This window comes from Kribbella amoyensis, from assembly GCF_007828865.1.
In the GTDB taxonomy this organism is placed as follows: Bacteria; Actinomycetota; Actinomycetes; order Propionibacteriales; family Kribbellaceae; genus Kribbella; species Kribbella amoyensis.
This window is the reverse complement of sequence record NZ_VIVK01000001.1, coordinates 5,685,150-5,706,291: the sequence shown is the minus strand read 5'-3', so window position 1 is coordinate 5,706,291 and position 21,142 is coordinate 5,685,150. Positions and strand designations below refer to the sequence as shown.

Below are 21,142 nucleotides of genomic sequence, written 5' to 3'. Positions count from 1 at the left end.
CACTGAATTACGGTCTGGCCCGTAATCTACGTCGGCGAACGTGGAGAGGATGGCCAGGATGCGGCTGAGGCAGCTGGCGGTGTTGACGGTGACGATGACGATGGCATTAAACGCCGGAGTCGCGCGGGCGGCGACCGATGCTCCACGGCTGCAGCCGGGTGACCTGCTGATTCCCAACCATGGCTTCGAGGAAGGCGTCGTCGGCTGGACGGCCAGCAACGGACTGGGCGATCCGCCGTCGGCGCACTGTCGCGACCTGGTCACGTCGACGACCTGGGCAAGTGAGGGCACCCGGTCGCTGCGGCTGTCCGGCGAGCCGCCCTGTGTGAATGCGGGCGCGGTGAGCACGCCGGTCGCCGTGCAGGCCGGAGAGACCTACACGGCCTTCGCCCAGGTGCGCGCCGAGCACCAGACCTCGGTTGCTCTGCGATGGCTGGATTCCCGTGGCGCGGTGGTCTCGAGGTCCTCGAGCAGCAGAGAACGTGCGACCGGGGTCATCGAGGTGTCCGCCGCGGCGCCGGTCGGCGCGACGCAGGCCGCTGTGGAGGTCGGTGCGCGTGGCCCGGCCGACTTCGACGAGGTTCTCGTCACCTCTCGGTACACGGTGCTGAATCCGCAGATCACGAAGCAGGCCTCGTTCCTGAGCATGGCCGCCGGCGTGGACGAGAACGGCCGCCACGTGACCTACGCGATGGCCACCGGCTCGGAGAACGACCCGGCGGTGCTGACGATCACCGACATCCTGACCGGGACGGTCGTCCGCAACGTCGAGCTCCCCGGTGCAACCGGCGCCTGGGGGGTCCGGCAGAACCCGGTGACGAAGACTGTCTACATCGGCACCTACGGTGCGCCCGCGTTGTGGCTCTACTCCCCCGGCGCCGCTCAGGCCAGGCGGATCGGTGCCCCACCGATCAGGTCGTGGGGGTTCATGTACGACATCGACTTCGACGACCAGGGTGTCGCGTACGGCGGCGGTTGGGGTGAACCGACGAGTGGTTTCGCGGGCGCCGCCCTCTACCGGTACACCGAGGGCGTCGGCTTCCAGGGCACCCTGGGGCCGAACCCGCTGACCACCGACGCCTACTACAGCCGCCCGGTCGCGTACGAGGAGCAAACCAGAACCGTCTTCACCGGCACTGGCACCAAGCCGCATCTTTTCGGGTGTGCCACGGTCGGTGATCCACGCTGCAAGGATCTGATCGGACTCTTCAGCCCCGAACTGCAGAACTCCGTGTGGGTGTACGGCGTCACGGCCGGCAACGGGTACGTGATGGCGTGGGCCGGCGACAGTCAAAGCCTCGGCAGGGATTCGCTCGTCGTCCTGAAGGTGTCCCGTGACTCGGCAGGCGAGCTGCAGGCCGGCAAAGTCGCCGAGATCAAGGGCGTGATCTACAACGGCTCCTCCCCCGTGATCGACGGGAAGATCTACTACTCCAAGGCAGGCGACCCGGGCCAGCCGCTCTACGCGTTCGACGTGGCAGCCGGTACGGAGACCAAACTGCCGAACTCGCAGACGGGCATCTTCTCCCGTCGCTGGGAGGCCGTCGCGCTCGACGATCCCGCCTGGCCCGGCACCACCTTGGTCGGCTGGAACTCCGGCGCCTTCCTGGTGAAGTACAACCTCGAGACCGGCCGCCTCGTCCGCACCAAGGTCGAGGGCATCCCGCAGGTGTCGACACGGATCAACAGCATCACCGCCGGCCCCGACGGTCGGATCTGGAGCGCGGGATACCTGACCGGCGGGCTCGGCCGGGCGGTGTCGATGCGAGACGACCAGCGCACCACCTACCCGGTCGGCGGCCAGGCCGAATCCATGCTCAGTTACCGCGGCCGCGTCTATCAGGGCACCTACCCCTACGCGCGGATCGAGTCGTTCAGCCCCGACGAGGTGGCGTCCGGCAAGGCGCCCAGGGTCGACTGCTCGATCGGCGCCTCCCAGAACAGACCCTACGGGCTGGCCGCGCACGGTGACCGGATCTACTACGGCACCCAGGCCGAGTACGGCCATGACCAGGGCGCCTTCGGGTGGCTGGACCTGACGACGGGACGGTGTACGACTCTCGCCGGGGCGATCGGGCATCAGTCGGTGAACGCCATCGCCGCCAGCGGCACCAAGGTCTTCGGCGGTGGCAACATCTTCTACGGCTACGACGGTCTCCCGATCGACACGCAGGCCAAGCTGCTGATCTTCGACGAGACCACCCAGCAGGCCCGGACGATCACCTGGCCGGTACCGAACACGAGGTCTGTGAACGCCGCAGTCACCGCGCCGGACGGAACCGTGTGGTTCTATGCCGAGGGCTGGCTCCTCGCGATGGATCCGGACACCGAGCAGTGGATCCACCGGGAGCACATCTTCCCGGACCTGAAGCCGGGCGCCCGCATCCCGGGCAACTACGCGACGATGGCGTTGACCGGCGGCAGGATCTACGGCAACGCCGCCGGACGGGTCTTCGGATTCGACCCAGCCCGGGTGCTGGCGAACGGAACCACGGCGGGAGACCTCACGACCCTGTTCCAGGGTGCCGGCGCCGGACTCACCCAGGATGCGCACGGAAACCTGTACGTCCCCTACAACGCCACCAGACTCCTGCGGATCGACCCCCGCTGACTAATCTCTAGAAGCGGTCGAGGCGGCTGCCTGCGAGCGCCGGCTCGGTGGTGCCGTTCACCAGTTCGGCGGCGATCATGCGGCCCACGGCTGGGGCGAGGGTGACTGCTGCGTGCATCACCGCGAGGTACAGGCCGGGGGCCTCGGCTACTGGGCCGATGATGGGTTCGCCGTCGGCCGGCATCGGGCGTGCGCCGATGCGGGCGCTGAGGAGTTCGACGTGTTCGCCGCCGCGGAAGGTGGACTTGATGGCGTCGAGGGTCCGTTCCTGCGAGTCCGCCGCGGCGATGATCCGGTCCGGGGCGACCTGCCGGATGTCGAAGTCCTGAGTGTTGACCACCGTGCGGATCAGGCCGGCCGGGGCACGGAAGCGGAAGAGCGTCGCCGGCGACGGTTCGACCGGGACCTGTACGCCCAGCGGCGCGGCGAGCGCGGCCGTTGCCGCTCCGGCTGCGAGCACCACAGTCGTTGCAGACAAGGGCCCTGAGGCCGTATCGACCTCGACAATCCGCCCGTCACTGTCGCGGCCGACAGCGGTGACTGGGACCTCCGGATGTACTTGTGCGCCGTACTCTCGGGCCCCCGCGATCATCCGCTCGATCACGCCCACCGGGTCGACACCGCCTTCGTCGGGTGCCCAGACGGCCCAGTCCGGCGGCTGTCGCAGCGTGGGTTCGAGCTTGACCGCGGTGGCGGCGTCGACGATCTGCTGGCCGCGCACGGTTTCTGGTGCGCTCTCCCCCGTCCGCCACGACAGCGAGCCGGACCAGGTCACGGGAAGGCCGGGCAATTCGGCTTCGAGCCGGTGGTACTCGTCTGCCGCCGCGGCGCGCAGCTCGGAGGCGGGTCCGCTGGTGATGTTGGCGGCGATCCAGGCGAAGGAGTCCACGCTCACGCCGCTGCCTGGCTTCCCAGCGTCGACCAGAGTCACGGCAGCACCGGCCTTGGCTGCGTGGTAAGCCACCGAAGCGCCGACCATACCGGCGCCGACCACCACGACATCCTTGCTAGCTGATTGGCTCGACATTCGCATGAGGGTACCGGCCGACCTACTCAGCTCCCTGTGCCTCGATCAGGTCGAGGTCGCGGACGCAGAAGCCGTGGTGTTCGAAGGTCTCGTTGAGCACCGTGCCGAGACATTGCCGCACCGAGCGACCCCGGGCGTACGGCGGCCAGACGTCGTCGTCGGGCACCGGCGCTTGCGCCGCGAGCTGCGCGGCGGTGACCCCGTCGAGCCAGGCCTCGAGCTCGGCGGCCTGTGCGTCACGCACGCTGACGATCTCGTCGAGGTCCGGATCGAGCGAGAGATCCAGACCGTGCGCTTCACGGTAGGGCTCGACGGTCGGCCCGATGCCCATCGGCGTGAACTGCTCCGTCGAGCCCAGGCAGCAGCGGCGGAACCACGAGTCGTGGACGAAGACCAGGTGGCGCAGCGTCTGCACCGCCGACCACTCATCGTTCACGCTGCGGCGCTCGATGCCGGGCGTACGGCGGATTCGCTCGATCGTGGCGGCCCAGCCGGCCCGGAGCCGACGCGCTGCCTCGCGGAGATCGGCAGGGTCCTCCGACCGGATCAGCATCCGCACCGGATGACGCCGGTCGAGCTCTGCCTCGACGTACTCGGTGACCTCTACACCGTTCACCACGAGGTTGGTGACGAGCCCGTCGATCACGGCATCCTGCAGGACGACGCCGATCAGGCGTGCCCCGGTCAGATCGCACTCGCGAAATTCCACACCGTGCAGATCTTCGTCCACGTACTTTGTCATGCTCCGCAGCGTAGGTCCGACCACCGACAAACCGACGTCCCCGGCTGGCGCGATCCGTCCTTGTGAATCCACTCACAAGTGGACGTTCCGCACCGACTTGCTGGGAAGATCTGCAGCATGGCCAACGGTGCGCGGCAGCGGGTGTGGCGTGTGGCGGCTCTTCGCGAGTGGCTGGACCGGACCGGGGACTCTTGGACCCCGCCGAGCGAGAACGATCTGGCCGGCTCTTTCCGTTACCTCTTCTGGCTGACTCGTTCGCAGGCTCGACGCGTCGTTGTCGGTGCGTTGTTGGGGACCGTCTGGACGGTCGGTCTGGCGGTGCCGCCGTGGGTGTTGTCCCGCGCGGTTGATGACGGGCTTGTCGGAGGCGACACCTCGGCCCTCATCGGCTGGGCCTTGGTCCTGCTCGCCGTCTTCGTGCTGAACGCGCTGCTGTCCATCGGCCGGCACCGCACCATGACCAAGATCCGGATGGACGCGTCGTTCCGCTCCGTCCGTGCGACGGTCTTGCACACGTCCCGACTCGGTGCTTCCTTGTCGCGGCGCGTGAATGCCGGAGAGGTCGTGACCGTCGGCATCACCGACGTGTACACCGTCGCGCAGGCGCTGACCGTCACCGGTCCCGGCATCGGCGCGGTCATCGCGTACGCCGTCGTCGCGGTCGTGCTGTTCACCATTTCGCCCTTGCTGGCCGCGGTGATTCTCGCCGGAGTTCCGCTGCTCGCTCTCGCGATCGGCCCGTTCTTGCAGCGGATCGAACGCACGGGCGGCGACTACCGCGTGCACCAGGGCCAGCTGACGACCCGCCTGGTCGACGCCCTTGCGGGACTCCGCGTACTCAACGGCCTCGGCGGAAAAGAGTTCGTCGCCGACCGGTACGAGGAGAAGTCACAGGAACTGGTGGAACGCGGCTATCGAGTGGCCGGGCCCGCGAGCTGGGTGGGCGCGTTGTCGACCGGTTTGCCGGCGCTTTTCCTGGCGGCCGTGGTGTGGTTGTCAGCCAGAATGGCGGCCACGAACCAAATCTCGATCGGCGATCTCGTCGCCGTTTACGGCTATGTCGCTGTCCTGGTCATTCCGGTGTCGGCCTTCATCGAAGGCGGTGGCGATCTCGCCCGGGCCAAGGTGGCCGGGCAACGGATCATCGACCTGCTCACTCTGCCACCGGCCCAGCCCGACGACCGCGATCCCGCACCGCTCCCCCACGGCTGCGGCCCGCTGATCGACCCCGGCTCGGACGTGGTCGTCCGTCCCGGCCTCCTGACGGCCGTAGTTTCTGCTCGGCCGACGGAGGCGATCACCGTGATTGAGCGCCTAGGGCAACTGACCACCGACACCAGCGTGACCTGGGACGGAGTACTCCTCGACGATGCGGCCCGCGAGGAACTCAGACGCCGGTTGGTGGTCGCCGACAACGATGCCGAGGTGTTCGCGGGCACGGTCCGTGACATCGTCGCCGGCCGCCTGGATCCTGACGACGACCGGATTCGGGAAGCTCTTCACGTAGCCGTCGCTGAGGACGTGGTGGAGGCACTACCCGACGGGCTGGACGCGTCGATCGCCGCCGGCGGGAACGACCTCTCCGGCGGCCAACGGCAGCGGATCCGACTCGCCCGCGCCGTCTACGCCAGACCGGACATCCTGCTGGCGGTCGATCCCACCTCGGCGGTCGACGCGAATACCGAGGCGGCCATGGTCGACCGGATTCGCGCGGCCAGACGGGACACGACCACGGTGATCACGACGACGTCCCCGCTTGTGCTGGACCGCGCCGACGAGGTCATCGTCCTGGTCGACGGCCAGGCCTCGTCGGTCGGGACGCACGCGGATCTTCTCCACAAAGACCCCTACTATCGCGACCTCGTCTCCCGCGTCCAGGACGGCCGATGAGTACCCAGTTGCCGGTGGCCGGGCCCGCCGAAGTCCGCGCCGCGGCGATCCGGGACTTGAAGGCGGACCCGCGTGCCGTGGCCGGAATCGTCCTGGTCAGCGGGCTCGCCGCGGCGGCCGGCCTGATCGGTCCGTGGTTGCTCGGCCGGATCATCGACACGATCCAGGCCGGCTCCGGGAACGTCCTCAGCACGGTCGACCGGCTCGCGTTCGGTGCGCTGATCTTCACCGTCGTGCAGACGGTCCTGGGGTGGTGGGCGCTCAAGATCGGCTTCCGGTTCGGCGAACGGACCGCGGCCCGGGTACGGGAACGGTTCCTGCGGCGGACCCTGGCGCTGCCTCCGCGAGTGGCGGACCATCTGCCGGCCGGTGACCTGATCGCGCGCGGGAGTACCGACGCCTCGCTGGTGGCGCTCACCTTGCGATCCGCGGTGCCCGAGATCCTCGTGGCGGTCGTCCACGCGCTGTTCCTCATCGTCGCTGTGCTCGTCCTGGATCTGCGACTCGGACTCTGCGGGCTGGTCTGCCTCCTCGGTGTCGGAGCAGCAGTCCGCTGGTACGTGCGCCGCGCGCGGACCGTGTACCTGGCGGTCGCGGCATCCGGTGCCGACCTGGCCGACGTCGTCGCGAGCACGGCCAAGGGCGCCCGTACGGTCGAGCTGCTCGCGTTGGAACACCGGCGGTCGCAGATCACCGATTCCGCGATTACGCGGGCCCGCTTCGCTCGACTCCGGGCACTGTGGTTGCGGACGGTGCTGTTCCCCTGGTCCGAGGTCGCGCTGGCGCTCCCGGTGGTGGCCGTCCTGCTTGTCGGCGGCGCCCTGTACGCCAACGACCTGGTCAGCCTCGGCGTCGTGGTGACGGCGACGGTGTACCTCCGCCAACTCGTCGGTCCTCTCGACACCCTGATGCTCTGGATCGAGCTCCTCCAAGGCGCCGGAGCGTCGTACGCCCGGGTCGAAGGAGTCGCCGACATCCCCAAGACGGAGGCCGGCCTCACCCCGCCGGCCAAGGAAGGCGGCGACCGGATCCGAGTGGACAACGCCCACTTCAGCTACACGGGTGCGAAGGACGTCCTGCACGGCATCGACCTCGTCGTTCAACCCGGCGAACGCCTCGCCGTCGTCGGTACCTCCGGTGCCGGGAAGTCCACCCTCGCCCGTCTCCTCGCCGGCCTCGACCGCCCGCACATCGGGTCGGTGACCATCGGTGGTACGCCGGTCGCCGAGCTGCCGCCCGATCAGCTGCGCGAGCACGTCGTCCTGATCACCCAGGACCATCACGTCTTCCACGACACCGTGCGCGACAACCTGCTCATCGCCAAGCCGGACGCCACCGACGACGAGCTGACCGCCGCCCTGGACGCAGTCGGGGCCGGATGGTGGGCCGATCTCCCCCACGGCCTGGACACCGAGATCGGCAACGAGACGAAGCTCGACGATGCCAGCGCGCAGCAACTCTCGTTGGCGCGGGTCGTGCTCGCCGATCCGCACACGCTGATCCTGGACGAGGCGACCGCGCTGCTCGATCCCAAGACGGCCCGTCAGACCGAGCAGTCGCTGGCCGCCGTACTCCGGGGCCGCACGGTGATCGCGATCGCTCACCGCCTGCAGACCGCGCACGACGCCGACCGGATCGCGGTCATGGAAGCCGGCGAACTCGTCGAGCTCGGCACCCACGACGAACTGGTCAGCGCCGGACACGTCTACGGCCGGCTCTGGCGGACCTGGCACGCGGAACCGGAGGACGACGAGCGGTAGCGCTACGATCGCGAGGACCTTGGGAGGGGAAGGCGACCTGATGAAACTTCTGCTCACGTCCTCGGGGATCAGGAACCAGAGCATCGCGGACGCGCTCGTCGAGCTGCTGGGCAAGCCGATTGCCGAGTCCAGCGCGCTCTTCGTTCCGACGGGGATCTACCCCTTCCCCGGTGGTGCCGGCATGGCATGGGAGGCGATGGCCGGCGAGTCTCGCAGCCGGTTGTGCGGACTGGGCTGGAAGTCCCTGGGCGTCCTCGAACTCACCGCGCTGCCGAGTATCCAGGAGAAGAGCTGGGTCCCGATGGTCCGGGAGACGGACGCGCTCCTCGTGTGGGGCGGCGACGTGCTCTACCTGTACCACTGGATGCGCAAGTCGGGGCTCGCCGATCTCCTGCCGTCATTGACCGACACGGTCTACGTCGGGGTGAGCGCCGGGAGCATCGTCCTGACCCCGCACAACTGCGACGCGGAGTTCGACCTCGGCTTCGTCCCCGAAGGTAGCGAGATGGCGCAGGAAGCCGACCAGGGGCTGGGGCTGGTGGACTTCACGCTGTACCCGCATCTCGATCACCCGGACATGCCGGACACGTCCCTGGCGAACATCGAGAACTGGGCGGCCGGCATCCCGGCCCCGACGTACGCCATCGACGACGACACGGCGATCAAGGTCGCCGACGGCACCGTCGAGGTCGTCTCCGAAGGAAACTGGCGACTCTTCAACGCCTGACGCAGCCGCCGGACCCGAACAGTTGCCCATAGCCCTCAACGGGGAGCTCGGTCCCGGTCGCGGCCAGGATCGACCAGACCAACACCTGGTTGGCCTCGAGCACCAGCTGCCCGGTGCGATGTTCGAGCTCCTCGATCGCGGGTGCCGCACGGAAGCCGGTCCCGGCGATGAACACCGCCTCGGTCGAGGCGTCCACCTGGTCGCTGACGAAGTCGATCACCTGCTCGGGCCGTACCTGGTCCGGCTGCTTGGGGAGCGACGTCGCGGTCAAGGTGACGGCGTCGATCGCCGCCTCACGGAGTGCAGCGACGGCGGGTCGCAGAGCCGAGGGCGTTGCCAGCGCGCGAAGGTCCTTGGCCGCCGTGGTGTCGGCCCGCTGCGACACCCGCGCGACGGCCACGTCGACGGGTGCGATGGCGGGAAGCTCGACCTCGGGACCCGCCGCGGCATGCGGCGTCAGGACACCAACCCTCATGGTTGAGGTCGGTAGACCTGCACGACGACGCCGCTGGGGAACGGCGTGGTCTCGACGAGACTGACGTGCCGAGACTCCGGAAGCTGATCGAACAGCGACTCACCCTGGCCCAGGATCAGCGGCTGGACCAGGAGGCGGTACTCGTCGATCAGGTCCGCGGCGGCCAGCGCACCGGCCAATCGACGACCGCCCCAGACGATCACGTCCGGGCCCGGCTCGGCCTTGATCGCGGCGATCTCGGTTGCGAGGTCGCCCCGTGCGACCCGGGTGTCAGGCCAACTGGCGTCGGCGTCGCTGAGCGATTTCGAGAACACGATCTTCGGGATGTCGTTCATCGGTCGCGCGTACGGGTCGTCAGACGTCGGCCAGAACGACGCCATCTCCTGGTACGTGACGCGACCCATCAGGTGGGCTCCGGCCTTGCCGATCCGGTCCAGCTTCCACTGCCGCAGCTCAGGGCCTTCGGGGATGGCCATGCCCGGGTGCTCGCGGTCGCTGCCGACGAATCCGTCCAGCGACATCGACATGTACAGAACAACGTCTCGCATGACTGTCTCTCCTTGGTCGTCCCGCTCTTCCTGCCTCGACGGTCGCAGGCGGCCCAGCAGGCATCAAGGTCGGTTTCGGGCCCGCATCGTGTAGCGTCACTTCGCGATGGCCGAGATCGAGCTGCGCGAACTCCGCCTGTTCCTCGTGCTGGCCGAGGAGTTGCACTTCGACCGCACCAGCCGCGTGGTCACCCTGACCGCGGCCGGGCGCGCCCTCCACGACGAGCTCGCACCTCTCGTCACCGGCTTGGACAACACGTTCACCCGGGCGCGGGCACGAGCGGCCGGCCTCGGGGTGGTCCGCCTGGGCGTCCTCAACGCCGCATCAGGGACCCTCGTACTGAACGACGCGATCACGCGCTTCGAAGCGGCCCACGAAGGTGCCGCCGTACGCCTGGTCGCGACTCCCCTGAACGACCGGCTCGGACCGCTCCGCCGACGCGAGGTGGACCTGTCCGTGACACGGCTGCCGCTGGACCAACCCGACCTCGTGCTCGGCCCGCTGCTCTCCCAGGACGACGCTCGCGTGGTCATGGTGGCCGTCGACCATCCACTCGCGGGCCGGCCCAACGTCTCGGTCGAGGACTTCGCGGACTACCCGGTGCGGAAGCCGGCCGACGTCCCCGAGCTCGCCGAGGCCAGCTGTCCGAGCCATACGCCAAGCGGCCGCACGATCGTGCCCTCCGACCTGGAGGTCAACGACATCTCCGAGCTGCTGCTGCTCATCGCCCAGGGCCGGCTGGTCCACCCGACCGTGGCTCCGTTCGCCGAGCACTTCCGGCATCCGGGGATCGCGATCGTGCCGGTGCGGGATCTCCCACCCTCGTCGACCGCGCTCGCCTGGCTGAAGGGGTACGAACACCCCGCGCGCGATGCCTTCGTGGCGACCGTCGAAGAGGTCCTCGCTCGCTGACCGGGCGGGCTACTCGAGGATCGCGGCCGCCAGCTTGCGGGCGACTTTGGCGGGGTGCTGGGCGTTCTGGGTCGCGCCCATGACGAGGGTGCCTTCGATCAGGAGGTGGAGCTGTTCGGCCGCGGCCTCGGGGTCGGGGTGGTCGAGCGCTTCGACCTCTCGGACCAGGAGCTCGCGCAGGCGTCGCCGGAAGGCTTCTGTTTCCGCGTGTGCCGGGTGGTCTGGGTCTGCGAAGGCGAGATCGGTCGCGAAGTAGCGGCAGCCTCGGAACTGTTCGTTCGAGGTGAGCTCGTCGAGCTGGTCGAACAGTCCGAGCAATCTGTCCCGCGGCTCGTCGGTTGCGGCCAGGGCTGACTCGTACCACGCGAGGTCCTCTTCCGCCGCGCGCTGGAGCACGGCCGCCACCAGGCCGTCCTTGCCGCCGAAGTGCTCGTACAGCGACCGGCGGGCGACGTTCGCCTCCTTCAGCAGCGCGTCCACGCCGACCGCGGCGCCGCGCGAGTAGAAGAGGTCCTGGCCGGCCGTGAGCAGGCGCTCCCGGGGGCCCGGGGTGGGCTTCGTGGTCATCCGCGTCCTCCGGTTGACGAGTAGATCGACCATTCTATATCGTCCCGAAGTAGACCGATTGTTCTACTTCTGAGAAAGGGTGTACCTCGTGACCACACAGCTCAGTACCGACACCGCCCGGACCATCGCCCGCTTCAACGAGGCGTTCCGGCTCCGCGACACCGCCGCGCTGGCCGAGGTTGTCCACGACGACTGCCTGATGGTGTCCGCTCAGCCGGCGCCCGACGGCACGCCGTACGTGGGGAAGGAAGCGTGCGTGGAGTTCTGGGCCGAGCTGATGAATGACACCTCCACCACGTTCGAGGTCGAGCACGTGTTCTCCGACGGCGACTGGGCAACGGTGCGCTGGCGGTACCGCTTCGGCCCGACCGACGCGGACTCGGTCCTCGGCGTGAACGTCACCCGGGTCAGCGACGGCCGGGTGATCGAGCAACTCGGCTACACCAAGACGCCCGGCGAAGCCCTCCCCCTGCCGGAATGACCAGAGGAGCAACCATGATCGTCATCGCCGGATACCACCTCGTGGACGCGGACGCGAGGGACCAGTACGTCACCGCCTTCAGCAAGATGGTCGCGCGGGCCCGCGAGTCCGACGGCTGCGTCCACTTCGCCATCACCGCGGACTCGGTCGATCCCGGACAGGTCAACTCGCTCGAGATCTGGCAGGACGCCGAGACCTTGGCCCAGTGGCGCAAGCGAGCCAGGGCTGGCCGGACGGCAAGACCCCGGCACTCAGTCGTGCGCCACTACACCACGACCGACGGCGGGCAGCTCTTGTAACGAGGAGAATTCTCGACGGAGGTGTCGGATCGGCGGGACCGTCTTCGTGGAAGAGATGAACGGCCGGCCGGCCGGGGCGCCGCGAGAGCTCAGGAGTGACCAGATGCAGTACATGTTCTCCGTCATCGACGACAAGACCAACGCCAACGGCCCGGACGTGATGGCCGAGATCACCGCGTTCAACGACCGGCTCGCGGAGCTCGGCCATCTCGTCTTCGCCGGCGGCCTCGACGCTCCCGGTTCGGCGACCGTGATCGACAACCGGCACGGGGAGCCGATGCTCACCGACGGGCCGTTCGTCGAGTCCAAGGAGTACCTGGCCGGGTTCTGGATCATCGAGGCACCGGATCTCGATGTCGCGCTCAAGCTGGCCGCCGAGGGCTCGAAGGTGTGCCGGGCGAAGCTCGAGGTACGGCCGTTCCTCGTGGGGTAGCGCTGTGGGTAACCGCTGGTGAGGTGGGTGCGTCGACGGACCGGCTACTGTCGGCTGCGTGACCGACATCGACGACGCGATCACGGCCGCGCATCGTGACGAATGGGCGCGCGTGGTCGCCGCCCTGGCCCGGCGGTTCGGCGATCTCGACATCGCCGAGGAGTCCGCGGCCGAGGCGTTCGCGGTCGCCGTGACGCGATGGCCGCAGGACGGCGTCCCGCCGAACCCGGGCGCCTGGCTGACGACGACCGCGAACCGTAAGGCGATCGACCGGATCCGGCGGGAGAGCAAGCGCGACGACAAGCACAAGGAGGCTCAGCTGTTGTCCGACGACGACCCGCCCGAGCCTCTCGGTGTCATCGACGACGAGCGACTCCGGCTCATCTTCACCTGCTGCCACCCGGCCCTGTCGATGGAGACCCGGGTCGCGCTGACGCTGCGCATGGTCGGGGGGCTGACCGTGCCCGAGATCGCCCGCGCCTTCCTCGCGCAGGAGTCCGCCGTGGGCCAGCGGATCACCCGCGCGAAGGCCAAGATCAAGGCCGCGCGGATCCCGTACCGGGTGCCGTCCGCGGAGGACTTGCCGACCCGCGTCGCCGGCGTCCTCGGTGTGCTCTTCCTGGTCTTCAACGAGGGGTACCTGGCGACCGGGTCCGACACCGATCCGGTCCGGCAGGACCTGACCAACGAGGCGATCCGGCTCACTCGCCTGATTCGTGGACTGCTGCCCGAGGACGGCGAGGTCGCCGGGCTGCTCGCGTTGATGCTCATCACCGACGCCCGGCGTACCGCGCGGATCTCGGCGAGCGGCGAGCTGGTCTCCCTCGACGAGCAGGATCGCGGCTCGTGGGACACGGGGTTGATCGCCGAAGGGCACCAGCTGGTCCGCGAACGCCTGGCGACCGGGATGCCGCCCGGTCGGTACCAGATCCTCGCCGCGATCGGCGCCGTCCACACCTCCGCGCGCGACGTGCGGGACACCGACTGGACCCAGATCGTGGCCCTGTACAACCAGCTCGCGCGGCTCGACCCGTCCCCGATCGTGATCCTCAACCGGGCCATCGCGGTCGCCGAGCTCGACGGACCGGAGGTCGCCCTCGCCGCGGTCGACGCGATCGGCGACAAGCTGGCCGGGTACCACGCGTACCACGCGACCCGGGCCGACCTCTTGCGCCGGCTGGGTCGCAGCAAGGAATCGCGGGACGCGTACGACCAGGCGATCGAGCTGGCCGGCAATACCGCCGAAACCGCGTACCTGACCCGCCGTCGTGACCAGCTGAGCGTTTAGCCCGTCATGGCGTCACTTCGAGCCTGGCCTAAACCCTTTGCGGGGAAAGGTTTCCGGTGTTTAGCGTGCGGGAATCGGCCCATCGGTGATCGGAGTGGCATGAGTTCCAACCTGTTCGCAGTGTGTTTCGGAGCCAACGACCCGCGGGTGGTGGCGCGGTTCTGGGGCGGCGTCTTCGGCACGGAACCGGTCGAGGACGCCGAGGGGATCCTCGTCCCGGCGAAGGACGACAGCGGGTTCCGGCTGCGGATCGTGCCGACCGAAGAGCGGAAGAGCACGCCGAACCAGATGCACTTCGACCTCACCAGCACGTCGCTGGAGGACCAGCAGGCGACGGTGGCGCGGGCGCTCGACTTCGGTGGCCGGCACATCGACATCGGCCAGCTTCCCGAGGAAGGCCACGTGGTACTCGCCGATCCCGAGGGCAACGAGCTGTGCGTGATTCCGCCGGGGAACAACTTCCTCGCCGACTGCGGATTCCTCGGCGCGATCGCGTCGGACGGAACGCAGGCGGTCGGGTACTTCTGGAGCAAGGCGCTGGACTGGCCGCTGGTCTGGGACCAGGACGAGGAGACCGCGATCCAGGCAAGGCCCGGTACCCCGAAGATCACCTGGGGCGGTCCGCCGGTGGCCCCGAAGTACGGCCAGAACCGCCTCCACCTCGATCTCGCACCCCCGGCCGGCAGCGACCAGCAGGCCGAGGCCGAACGCCTCGTCGGCCTGGGCGCGACCCGCCTCGGCCTCGACACCGGCGACGCCGCGATCTGGATGGCAGACCCGGACGGCAACGAGTTCACCGTCCTCTCACCCCGCTAGGGACCTGGGATCACGTCTCGCGGCCCTCAGTTACCAGGCTGAGCACTCTTGGAGATTGCTCATAGGTCAGACTGTTGGCCCTCCGGCCGACACCTGATCCGTAAGGGGAGCGAGGAACTCCCCACCCGGAGCCGAGCCGGTAGCGCGGGCACTCACGACTCCCAGAGTCGCTCTCCCGAGCGAACCACCATTCGGCCAGGGGTTAGGATCCCACGCTTCGGTAAGACCTCCCAGCGTCCGGAGAACACTGCCGCCAGAAAATCGTGTAGCTCAACTGTTGGCACGAAGTCGAAGACATGCTCGTCCACCATGACGCGTGCGACATCAAGGTCGTCTCGAACCGAAACAACGATCGTGACCGGCCCATCGGTCGTCAGCACGAAATCCGATACTTCCGGCGCGTACTCGATGATTCTCTCACTCCAGAGCAGGCTCGGATGCGTACTTGCGAGACGGTTCAGTTCCTCGATGAACCGTGCTCGTGTCAGCGCCATGGACCGTGCCGAAAGTCGAACTTCCGGTCGCCAAACCTGACCCTGAACACCGTCCTAGCTTCCTTCTTACCGTTGACCTTCACCGATCTCCCGCTCCAGCCAATCGACCATCCCGAGTTCCTTCCAGGGCGGTCGAGTATCCCCGATCTGGGGCTGACCTAGCTCGCGGCGCCCCAGACGAAGCAGAACTCGTTGCCCTCGGGGTCCCGCATGACCTGCCACAGCTCACCGTCGTAGATGTCGTCGGCCCGGGTGGCACCAAGTCGCAGCGCCTTCTCGATCGCCTCCTCCTTGGTCTCCGGCGGCACGTAGAGGTCGAGGTGCACCCGGTTCTTCCGGACGTCCTTCCCCTCCGGAACGCCGGCAAAGTCCAACCGAACCCGCCCACCCCGCAACTCCAGCACCCCGTGCTGCGCCCGCACCTCACCCCCGAGCAACCCCTGCCAGAACCCCACCACCCGCTCCGGATCCAAACAGTCGAAAGCCACCGAGTCGACCACCGGCACCGCCACATCTCCACCACTCATCCAGCCACCCTATTTGAACGCCGGGCGTCTCCAGGGCTGTGGAGCGGGAGTATCGTGAGCGCCGCGACTGGCGTGGCCGGAGCTGACCGGCGTGGAGCGAACGAGTGGCATCGACCGCCTGGGTGCCCCTTCGAGAACAGCCGGAGGGACACGTCACATGCGCTACGGGATGAATCCGCACCAGTCCGCCTCGATCGTCGCCGGCCAAGGGCCTCGCGTACTGAACGGCGAGCCGTCGATGATCAACTACCTCGACGCGCTGAACGCCTTCGAACTGGTCCGTGAGGCCGACCTCGCGACAGGAAAGCCTGCGGCGGCCTCCTTCAAGCATGTGTCGCCCGCGGGTGCAGCCGTCGCCGGTACCGTCGACCCGGCCGCCGCGAACCTCTGGCGGGTGACCGGCGTCGAGCCGGACAGCCTCTTGTCGGCGTATGTCCGGGCCCGCGACGCAGATCCCAAGTCGTCGTTCGGCGACGTCGTCGCACTGTCGCGTCCGGTCGATCCGACCACTGCGGAGTTCCTTCGCACGGTGATCTGCGACGCCGTGATCGCGCCCGGATTCGAGCCAGGTACTGCCGCTGCACTCGCCTCCAAGCGTGGCGGGCGGTTCCTGGTACTCGAGGCTGATACGACGTGCATCCCACCGGCCGTCGAACGCCGAGACGTCCTGGGGCTCACGATCGAACAGGAACGTGACGCCGTGCCCATCGCCTCCGTACTCCCCGACGGCGGCGCGCTCCGCGCATCCACCCGGGCCGATGCGCTGCTCGGTCTGGTGACCTTGCGCTACACCCAGTCCAACTCCGTGGCTTTCGTCCGCGACGGAGCGGCGATCGGCATCGGTGCCGGTCAGCAGAACCGGGTCGACTGCGTACGGCTGGCCGCCGCGAAGGCGCGCACCTGGTGGCTCCGGCGGCATCCCTTCGTCGACCATCTGACTGAGGTCGACGAGATGGGGCGTCAGGATCGCCTCAACTGGCAGCTCCGTTTCGCGGGCCAGGAGATGACGACAGTCCAGCTCTCGGAGTTCGCCACGCTGTTCGGCGACGAGGCGCGGAGGCAGTACGACGAAGTGGGCTGGCGGGACCAGTGGATCGCGTCTTTCGCCGGCGTCACCATGACGTCCGACGGCTACCTGCCGTTCTCTGACAATGTCGAGTACGCCGCGGCCGCGGGGGTCTCCACGATCGTGGAACCCGGCGGATCGCTGCGGACCAACGAAATCGTCGCGTGCGCCGCGACCCACGGGATCGAGCACGTACAGACCGGCCTCCGCCTGTTTCACCACTGACCACCGGTAAGGTTCGGCGGATGCGCATCTTGGTTTCTTTTATCGGGGGGCTGGGGCATTTTCGGCCCTTGGTGCCGGTGGCTCGGGCTTTGGAGGCGGCTGGGCATACGGTGGCTGTCGCTGGGTCGGGGAAGGTGACGCCGGGGATTGCGGCGGAGGGGTTTGTTGTCTTTCCGACCAGTGGGCCGCGGCCTGCTGATGCGCCCGCTCCTGTGCCGGAGCCGTTGGAGGCTGTTGATACGGCTGCCGAGGAGCGGCATTTCAGCGAGGCTTTCGGGCGGCGGGGCGCTCGGCGGCATGCGGGAGCGTTGCTCGGGATCGCGGGTGAGTGGAAGCCGGACTTGATCGTGCGGGACGAGGCCGACTTCGGGGCCGCCATCGCCGCGGAACGGCTAGGGATCCCGTGTGTGAACGTCCTCGTCCTCGCGGCCGGGTCGCTTCTCCGCAAGGAACTTCTGGTCGAGCCGCTGCACGAGATCCGCGCCGAGCACGAGTTGCCGCCGGACCCCGAACTCATCATGCTCGACCGGGACCTGGTGCTGTCCCCGTTCCCGCCGAGCTTCCGTGATCCGGCGTTCCCGCTCCCCGCGACGGCGGTGTCCTTCCGGCCGACGGCCCCGAAACGGTCAGCGGAGGGATCCACCAAGACCGTCTACTTCACCCTGGGGACGCTCTTCCAGCCGGACACCGACGACCTGTTCTCCCGGGTCCTCGCCGGCCTGCGCGAGGTACCGGCGAACGTGGTCGTGACCGTTGGCGAGCGCAACGATCCCGCCCTACTCGGTCCGCAGCCCGACCACGTGCGCGTCGAGCGGTACATCCCGCAGGACGAGCTCCTCCCGCACTGCGATCTCGTGGTCTCGCACGGCGGCTCCGGCAGTCTCACCGGAGCCATCGCGCACGGTCTCCCGTCGGTCCTGCTTCCCCTCGGCGCGGACCAGCCTCACAACGCCCGGCGAGTACTCGACCTCGGGCTCGGCCGAGTCCTCGACGCCGTCACCGTCACCCCGGCCGAGGTCACCGCCGCAGTCACAGCCGTCCTCGCGGACCGCACCTACCGGGAGGCGGCCAGGCAGCTCCAGGCCGAGTACGACGAGCTGCCTGACGTCGACCAGATCCTCCCCCTGATCGAAGGGGTGATCAGTTGAAGTTGTCGATCTTGGTGTCGTCCGGGTCAGGGGCGCCCTCGCCGGTCTCGACCAGGGACTTCAGGCTGATCAGATACGTCGCCCATTTGGTACTGCAGTGGTGCATGAACTCGACCGGCTCGCGCCAGCCCTCGTGCTTGAACAGGGTCGTCGTGTAGTCGTCGTCCTGCCGGAGGTCCCAGTTCACGGTCGTGCCGATCCATTCCTCAGGCCCGCCGATCACCTCCCAGCGGACGCGCTTGTCCGGCACGCTCTCCAGGACCTTCATGTCGAAGCCGCCCTTGTCGCCGAACCGGAACCGCAGTACGCCTCCCGCGTCGCCGTCGCCCTCGGTGTCCCTGGTCCACCAGCCCGCGAGTCCGTCGGGCGTCGTGAGCGCCTGATAGACCGCGTCCGGGGACGACTTGATACCGACTCTGTGCAGGATGTCCACCATGATGTTCTCGCTTTCCTAAAGGTCTTCCGACTGTTCCTTGCTCTGTTCCTTGCTGCGCTGGATCGCCTCGGCGATGCGCTTGATGCGGCGGAGCCTGGCGTCCCAGGTCGCGCCGACCGTGGTCAGTTGCGCGACCGCGCGGGCGAGTTGTGCCTCGTCCACCTGGTACCGCTTCTCCCGGCCGGCCGGAGTGGCGTGGACCAGGCCGACGCGGTCCAGCACGCCCAGGTGTTTGGCGACGGCCTGCCTGGTCACCGGCAGGTTCTCGCTGAGGGTGGTGGCCGTGCCCGCGCCGCCGGTGAGCAGCAGGTCGAGCATCCGGCGCCGGGTGGGATCGCCGATCGCGGACCACAGGTCGTCGTCGACGGTGACGCTCATCGGTTCGCCGCCAGCCGCTTGACGTACTCACCGAGCCGCGGAACGAAGGTGTCCCAGCCGGTGACGTGATCGCGGTACGCCTCCTCGAGGACCGCGGCTTCCCAGCCCCGCTCACGGAATCCGGTCTCGGTCAGCCGCACCGTCGTCCCGCCACTGGTGGGCACCAGCTCGAACGTGATCAGCAGCGAGTTGCCCGGTCCCGGCGCCGCGCCCTCGGGATAGAGCCAGCGGATCGAGAACAGCCGGGGCGGATCCGCGTCCACGACGGTGAACTGCTCGGCCAGCGCGTCGGGCGAGCCCGGCTCGCCGAACACCAGCTGCCCCACCCCGCCCGGCGTCGCCCGGTCCAGCTCGGCTTCGTCGGGCCACCACTCCTTGAGATGGACGGGACTGCTGATGACCTCGAAGACCACCTCGGGGGACGCGTCGACGTGGATCTCGCGCTCGATGCTGCCGTACTCCATGGCCTACCCTTTCGCAACGTTTGGTTGCACATCACGGTAGACCACGAGACCGGCTTCACGCAACCATCGGTTGCTCTAATCGCTCGGGTGCCCGCGCCGGCGCCACGGGCTGCCCCAGCGCCCGCCGCCCTCGCCGCGCAGGTCCATCGACAACCCCATCACGGCCGCTCGGGCGCTGCTGCTGGCGAAGTAGCTCGCGCTGTACGGCTCGATCAGCGCGCCCGCCTCCCACGTAGGTACCGTCCGGACGTACTGCACCGGACGAACCACGGGATCCTCCCCCGCCCGCAGCCGTGCCGCGTCCTGCGCACAAGCGGCGACCCTCCTCGTACCGCCGGTCGGTGGGGTCCACACGACGTCCACGGCGGACGGCCCGTGCTGCGGATTGAAGAAGCACGGCACCCGGCGCTCGGGCAGTGGCTCCCCCGCGACCCGCGCTCGCACACACGCCAGGGCGAACCGTCCATCGGTCAGCGTGTCCGCCACGCTCGCGATCGCGTCGGCCGACTCCAGCCGGGTGACGGCGCGACGAGCTGATTCGTACGAGTCGAGCGCGGCCTGGTAGTCGGCGTGCGCCTCGGTGTCGAGCGGGCGGCCGGAGAGCGCGGCGTCCAGGCGGCCGAGCTCCTCGCCGAGGTGAGTCACGTCGTCGTCGGCGAGCAGACGGGTCTGTTCCAGTTCGCGGGCCGCCCGGCGCCGGGCCGCGCGCAAGTCCCAGAGGTAGCGCCCGGCGAGCGCGGTACCACCCCCGGTGAGTGCGAAGACCAGCCACTCCATTGATCGAGGATAACGGCAGATCCGCGGTTGTCTCCCCCTGTTTTCCCGGGGAAGTTTTAGTTGCCCTGAGCATCAACCAGGGAGTCGCCCGCGGTACTGCGGTAGTACAGCACGGTCCGTCCGGCGCGGCGGCGCCGGATCAGCTGAGCGTCGAGCAGGATCTTCAGGTGCCGGCCGATCGAGCCGAGCGGCTGACCGGTCAGTGCGACCAGCTGGGTGGTCGTCTTAGGGCTGCCGAGCAGGACCAGCACGGTCGCCCGGCCGGCCCCGAGCAACCTGCTCAGCGCGTCCGGAACCACCCGCACGGACTCGGCGAGCACGCCCGAACACGGGTACACGATGGCGTACCGGTCGGTGCGGGACCACGTCACCCAGGCAGCGCCCGGGGTGACCGGGACGAAGAAGAGTTGCGCGCCCTCGAGCGACCGCGGCGGGTAGTCGTTCGCGTTGATCTGCAGCGCGCTGTCGCCGAGCCAGCGCATCCTCGGGCGGAGGTCGTTCAGCACCGACACCCACCCGCCCTGACTGAGTTGACGGGTCCGCGCGACGATGTCGGCCTCGAGGATCCGGCGGCGCCGCGGCCAGGTCGGCAGCACGGTCTCGGACCAGACCCACGCCAGCAAGTCGGCCGCCCGCTCCGGCAGGTCCGCGCGATCGAGAATCGACGGCAACGCCGCACCACCGAGCGATACCCGCAGATCAGCACGAGCCGCGTCGGGCTCTGCGGTCCGGACCGCGACCAACTCGTCGGCGAACGGCGCCTCCCCCATCGGTGTCGGGGTGAGGAAGTCCGCGTTCCAGCTGCCGCCGAGTCCGACGTCGACGAGAGCCGCCGCGACGGGATCATCGGCCAGCCGGGCCCGGTACGCGGGGAGGTGGGCGTCGAGCCAGGCCCGGTCGGCCGGATGCGCCGCGGTGGCCCGGTGCAGGGTCTTCAGCGACGAGGTGGTCTCCGCGAGCGCGGACACCACGAAACGGCTGCCCGCCAACGTGTCGGTACTGACCACCCACCAGCCCATCTTTCGCCTCCCCGCGAAACATTAACCTCTG

General features: G+C 68.7%; 24 protein-coding genes and 1 riboswitch. Of the genes, 12 read left to right on the top strand and 12 right to left on the bottom strand.

Annotated elements, in window-relative coordinates; genetic code table 11:
• The first annotated feature begins 58 nt into the window (after positions 1 to 58).
• Complete coding sequence (locus tag FB561_RS26655) at positions 59 to 2,611, top strand: carbohydrate binding domain-containing protein (protein WP_145811296.1); 2,553 nt, start codon at positions 59 to 61, stop codon at positions 2,609 to 2,611.
• 7 nt (positions 2,612 to 2,618) lie between these two features.
• Here the strand turns inward: FB561_RS26655 and FB561_RS26650 are convergent, their stop codons facing one another.
• Complete coding sequence (locus FB561_RS26650; RefSeq protein WP_170284770.1) at positions 2,619 to 3,638, bottom strand: NAD(P)/FAD-dependent oxidoreductase; 1,020 nt, start codon at positions 3,636 to 3,638, stop codon at positions 2,619 to 2,621.
• Between the two features lie 22 nt (positions 3,639 to 3,660).
• The gene (locus tag FB561_RS26645; protein WP_238335203.1) at positions 3,661 to 4,404 is read right to left on the bottom strand and encodes a DinB family protein; all 744 of its coding nucleotides are present in this window, start codon (positions 4,402 to 4,404) and stop codon (positions 3,661 to 3,663) included.
• Between the two features lie 93 nt (positions 4,405 to 4,497).
• Between FB561_RS26645 and FB561_RS26640 the strand changes: the two genes are divergently transcribed.
• Genes FB561_RS26640 through FB561_RS26630 form a run of 3 tightly spaced genes read left to right on the top strand, consistent with a single transcriptional unit; the run spans position 4,498 to position 8,757 of the window.
• Entirely contained in the window at positions 4,498 to 6,270 is a 1,773-nt protein-coding gene (locus FB561_RS26640; RefSeq protein ID WP_145811292.1) for an ABC transporter ATP-binding protein, read from the top strand.
• Entirely contained in the window at positions 6,267 to 8,030 is a 1,764-nt protein-coding gene (locus FB561_RS26635) for an ABC transporter ATP-binding protein (protein ID WP_145811290.1), read from the top strand. Before FB561_RS26640 ends, FB561_RS26635 begins: the two co-directional genes overlap by 4 nt.
• A 40-nt stretch (positions 8,031 to 8,070) precedes the next feature.
• A complete protein-coding gene (locus tag FB561_RS26630) occupies positions 8,071 to 8,757 on the top strand; it encodes a Type 1 glutamine amidotransferase-like domain-containing protein (protein ID WP_145811288.1) in 687 nt (228 codons plus the stop codon).
• On the opposite strand, the gene FB561_RS26625 is transcribed toward FB561_RS26630, so the two are convergent.
• Positions 8,747 to 9,232, bottom strand: coding sequence for a hypothetical protein (locus FB561_RS26625; protein ID WP_145811286.1), 486 nt, complete (start codon positions 9,230 to 9,232; stop codon positions 8,747 to 8,749). The two genes, FB561_RS26630 and FB561_RS26625, sit on opposite strands and share 11 nt — an antisense overlap.
• The gene (locus FB561_RS26620; protein WP_145811284.1) at positions 9,229 to 9,780 is read right to left on the bottom strand and encodes a dihydrofolate reductase family protein; all 552 of its coding nucleotides are present in this window, start codon (positions 9,778 to 9,780) and stop codon (positions 9,229 to 9,231) included. Before FB561_RS26620 ends, FB561_RS26625 begins: the two co-directional genes overlap by 4 nt.
• Positions 9,781 to 9,886: 106 nt before the next feature.
• Between FB561_RS26620 and FB561_RS26615 the strand changes: the two genes are divergently transcribed.
• Complete coding sequence (locus tag FB561_RS26615; protein ID WP_145811282.1) at positions 9,887 to 10,693, top strand: LysR family transcriptional regulator; 807 nt, start codon at positions 9,887 to 9,889, stop codon at positions 10,691 to 10,693.
• A gap of 9 nt (positions 10,694 to 10,702) precedes the next feature.
• Here the strand turns inward: FB561_RS26615 and FB561_RS26610 are convergent, their stop codons facing one another.
• Positions 10,703 to 11,260, bottom strand: a complete 558-nt coding sequence (locus FB561_RS26610; RefSeq protein WP_145811280.1) for a TetR/AcrR family transcriptional regulator — start codon at positions 11,258 to 11,260, stop codon at positions 10,703 to 10,705.
• 88 nt (positions 11,261 to 11,348) lie between these two features.
• Between FB561_RS26610 and FB561_RS26605 the strand changes: the two genes are divergently transcribed.
• From FB561_RS26605 to FB561_RS26585, 5 genes are all read left to right on the top strand, one after another.
• Positions 11,349 to 11,741 (top strand): nuclear transport factor 2 family protein, encoded by a 393-nt coding sequence (locus FB561_RS26605; protein ID WP_202880743.1) that lies wholly within the window; start codon positions 11,349 to 11,351, stop codon positions 11,739 to 11,741.
• A gap of 14 nt (positions 11,742 to 11,755) precedes the next feature.
• On the top strand, positions 11,756 to 12,040 hold the full coding sequence (locus FB561_RS26600; protein WP_145811277.1) for a putative quinol monooxygenase: 285 nt from the start codon (positions 11,756 to 11,758) through the stop codon (positions 12,038 to 12,040).
• A gap of 103 nt (positions 12,041 to 12,143) precedes the next feature.
• Entirely contained in the window at positions 12,144 to 12,473 is a 330-nt protein-coding gene (locus FB561_RS26595) for a YciI family protein (protein WP_145811275.1), read from the top strand.
• Positions 12,474 to 12,531: 58 nt separating this feature from the next.
• Positions 12,532 to 13,761 carry an RNA polymerase sigma factor gene (locus FB561_RS26590; RefSeq protein ID WP_145811273.1) on the top strand — a complete coding sequence of 410 codons (1,230 nt, stop codon included), beginning with the start codon at positions 12,532 to 12,534 and terminating at the stop codon, positions 13,759 to 13,761.
• A gap of 99 nt (positions 13,762 to 13,860) precedes the next feature.
• Entirely contained in the window at positions 13,861 to 14,577 is a 717-nt protein-coding gene (locus tag FB561_RS26585) for a VOC family protein (protein WP_145811271.1), read from the top strand.
• 152 nt (positions 14,578 to 14,729) lie between these two features.
• Here FB561_RS26585 and FB561_RS26580 read toward each other — a convergent pair whose 3' ends face one another.
• Both FB561_RS26580 and FB561_RS26575 read right to left on the bottom strand, forming a co-directional pair.
• The gene (locus FB561_RS26580; protein ID WP_145811269.1) at positions 14,730 to 15,071 is read right to left on the bottom strand and encodes a hypothetical protein; all 342 of its coding nucleotides are present in this window, start codon (positions 15,069 to 15,071) and stop codon (positions 14,730 to 14,732) included.
• A gap of 158 nt (positions 15,072 to 15,229) precedes the next feature.
• On the bottom strand, positions 15,230 to 15,598 hold the full coding sequence (locus tag FB561_RS26575) for a VOC family protein (protein WP_145811267.1): 369 nt from the start codon (positions 15,596 to 15,598) through the stop codon (positions 15,230 to 15,232).
• Positions 15,599 to 15,657: 59 nt separating this feature from the next.
• Positions 15,658 to 15,729, top strand: a riboswitch (ZMP/ZTP riboswitch).
• A gap of 26 nt (positions 15,730 to 15,755) precedes the next feature.
• Here FB561_RS26575 and FB561_RS26570 point away from each other — a divergent pair.
• Together FB561_RS26570 and FB561_RS26565 are read left to right on the top strand one after the other, a co-directional pair.
• Positions 15,756 to 16,889 carry a 5-aminoimidazole-4-carboxamide ribonucleotide transformylase gene (locus FB561_RS26570; protein WP_145811264.1) on the top strand — a complete coding sequence of 378 codons (1,134 nt, stop codon included), beginning with the start codon at positions 15,756 to 15,758 and terminating at the stop codon, positions 16,887 to 16,889.
• Positions 16,890 to 16,909: 20 nt separating this feature from the next.
• A complete protein-coding gene (locus FB561_RS26565; RefSeq protein WP_145811262.1) occupies positions 16,910 to 18,037 on the top strand; it encodes a glycosyltransferase in 1,128 nt (375 codons plus the stop codon).
• Here FB561_RS26565 and FB561_RS26560 read toward each other — a convergent pair.
• The 5 genes from FB561_RS26560 to FB561_RS26540 all read right to left on the bottom strand — a co-directional run bounded on the left by FB561_RS26560 (position 18,030) and on the right by FB561_RS26540 (position 21,111).
• Positions 18,030 to 18,473, bottom strand: a complete 444-nt coding sequence (locus FB561_RS26560; protein ID WP_145811260.1) for an SRPBCC family protein — start codon at positions 18,471 to 18,473, stop codon at positions 18,030 to 18,032. The two genes, FB561_RS26565 and FB561_RS26560, sit on opposite strands and share 8 nt — an antisense overlap.
• Positions 18,474 to 18,488: 15 nt before the next feature.
• Positions 18,489 to 18,851, bottom strand: a complete 363-nt coding sequence (locus tag FB561_RS26555) for an ArsR/SmtB family transcription factor (RefSeq protein ID WP_145811258.1) — start codon at positions 18,849 to 18,851, stop codon at positions 18,489 to 18,491.
• The gene (locus FB561_RS26550; RefSeq protein WP_145811256.1) at positions 18,848 to 19,315 is read right to left on the bottom strand and encodes an SRPBCC domain-containing protein; all 468 of its coding nucleotides are present in this window, start codon (positions 19,313 to 19,315) and stop codon (positions 18,848 to 18,850) included. The genes FB561_RS26555 and FB561_RS26550 overlap by 4 nt, the downstream gene beginning before the upstream one ends.
• A 75-nt stretch (positions 19,316 to 19,390) precedes the next feature.
• On the bottom strand, positions 19,391 to 20,092 hold the full coding sequence (locus FB561_RS26545) for a hypothetical protein (RefSeq protein WP_145811254.1): 702 nt from the start codon (positions 20,090 to 20,092) through the stop codon (positions 19,391 to 19,393).
• 56 nt (positions 20,093 to 20,148) lie between these two features.
• Entirely contained in the window at positions 20,149 to 21,111 is a 963-nt protein-coding gene (locus FB561_RS26540) for a helix-turn-helix domain-containing protein (RefSeq protein ID WP_145811252.1), read from the bottom strand.
• Between the last annotated feature and the right edge of the window lie 31 nt (positions 21,112 to 21,142).

Excerpts from the sequence above, each read along its gene's own strand:
- FB561_RS26655 (WP_145811296.1), top strand. The coding sequence starts at position 59 with ATGCGGCTGAGGCAGCTGGCGGTGTTGACGGTGACGATGACGATGGCA.
- FB561_RS26650 (WP_170284770.1), bottom strand. The coding sequence starts at position 3,638 with ATGTCGAGCCAATCAGCTAGCAAGGATGTCGTGGTGGTCGGCGCCGGT.
- FB561_RS26640 (WP_145811292.1), top strand. The coding sequence starts at position 4,498 with ATGGCCAACGGTGCGCGGCAGCGGGTGTGGCGTGTGGCGGCTCTTCGC.
- FB561_RS26635 (WP_145811290.1), top strand. The coding sequence starts at position 6,267 with ATGAGTACCCAGTTGCCGGTGGCCGGGCCCGCCGAAGTCCGCGCCGCG.
- FB561_RS26630 (WP_145811288.1), top strand. The coding sequence starts at position 8,071 with ATGAAACTTCTGCTCACGTCCTCGGGGATCAGGAACCAGAGCATCGCG.
- FB561_RS26625 (WP_145811286.1), bottom strand. The coding sequence starts at position 9,232 with ATGAGGGTTGGTGTCCTGACGCCGCATGCCGCGGCGGGTCCCGAGGTC.
- FB561_RS26620 (WP_145811284.1), bottom strand. The coding sequence starts at position 9,780 with ATGCGAGACGTTGTTCTGTACATGTCGATGTCGCTGGACGGATTCGTC.
- FB561_RS26615 (WP_145811282.1), top strand. The coding sequence starts at position 9,887 with ATGGCCGAGATCGAGCTGCGCGAACTCCGCCTGTTCCTCGTGCTGGCC.
- FB561_RS26610 (WP_145811280.1), bottom strand. The coding sequence starts at position 11,260 with ATGACCACGAAGCCCACCCCGGGCCCCCGGGAGCGCCTGCTCACGGCC.
- FB561_RS26600 (WP_145811277.1), top strand. The coding sequence starts at position 11,756 with ATGATCGTCATCGCCGGATACCACCTCGTGGACGCGGACGCGAGGGAC.
- FB561_RS26595 (WP_145811275.1), top strand. The coding sequence starts at position 12,144 with ATGCAGTACATGTTCTCCGTCATCGACGACAAGACCAACGCCAACGGC.
- FB561_RS26585 (WP_145811271.1), top strand. The coding sequence starts at position 13,861 with ATGAGTTCCAACCTGTTCGCAGTGTGTTTCGGAGCCAACGACCCGCGG.
- FB561_RS26580 (WP_145811269.1), bottom strand. The coding sequence starts at position 15,071 with ATGGCGCTGACACGAGCACGGTTCATCGAGGAACTGAACCGTCTCGCA.
- FB561_RS26575 (WP_145811267.1), bottom strand. The coding sequence starts at position 15,598 with ATGAGTGGTGGAGATGTGGCGGTGCCGGTGGTCGACTCGGTGGCTTTC.
- FB561_RS26570 (WP_145811264.1), top strand. The coding sequence starts at position 15,756 with ATGCGCTACGGGATGAATCCGCACCAGTCCGCCTCGATCGTCGCCGGC.
- FB561_RS26565 (WP_145811262.1), top strand. The coding sequence starts at position 16,910 with ATGCGCATCTTGGTTTCTTTTATCGGGGGGCTGGGGCATTTTCGGCCC.
- FB561_RS26560 (WP_145811260.1), bottom strand. The coding sequence starts at position 18,473 with ATGGTGGACATCCTGCACAGAGTCGGTATCAAGTCGTCCCCGGACGCG.
- FB561_RS26555 (WP_145811258.1), bottom strand. The coding sequence starts at position 18,851 with ATGAGCGTCACCGTCGACGACGACCTGTGGTCCGCGATCGGCGATCCC.
- FB561_RS26550 (WP_145811256.1), bottom strand. The coding sequence starts at position 19,315 with ATGGAGTACGGCAGCATCGAGCGCGAGATCCACGTCGACGCGTCCCCC.
- FB561_RS26545 (WP_145811254.1), bottom strand. The coding sequence starts at position 20,092 with ATGGAGTGGCTGGTCTTCGCACTCACCGGGGGTGGTACCGCGCTCGCC.
- FB561_RS26540 (WP_145811252.1), bottom strand. The coding sequence starts at position 21,111 with ATGGGCTGGTGGGTGGTCAGTACCGACACGTTGGCGGGCAGCCGTTTC.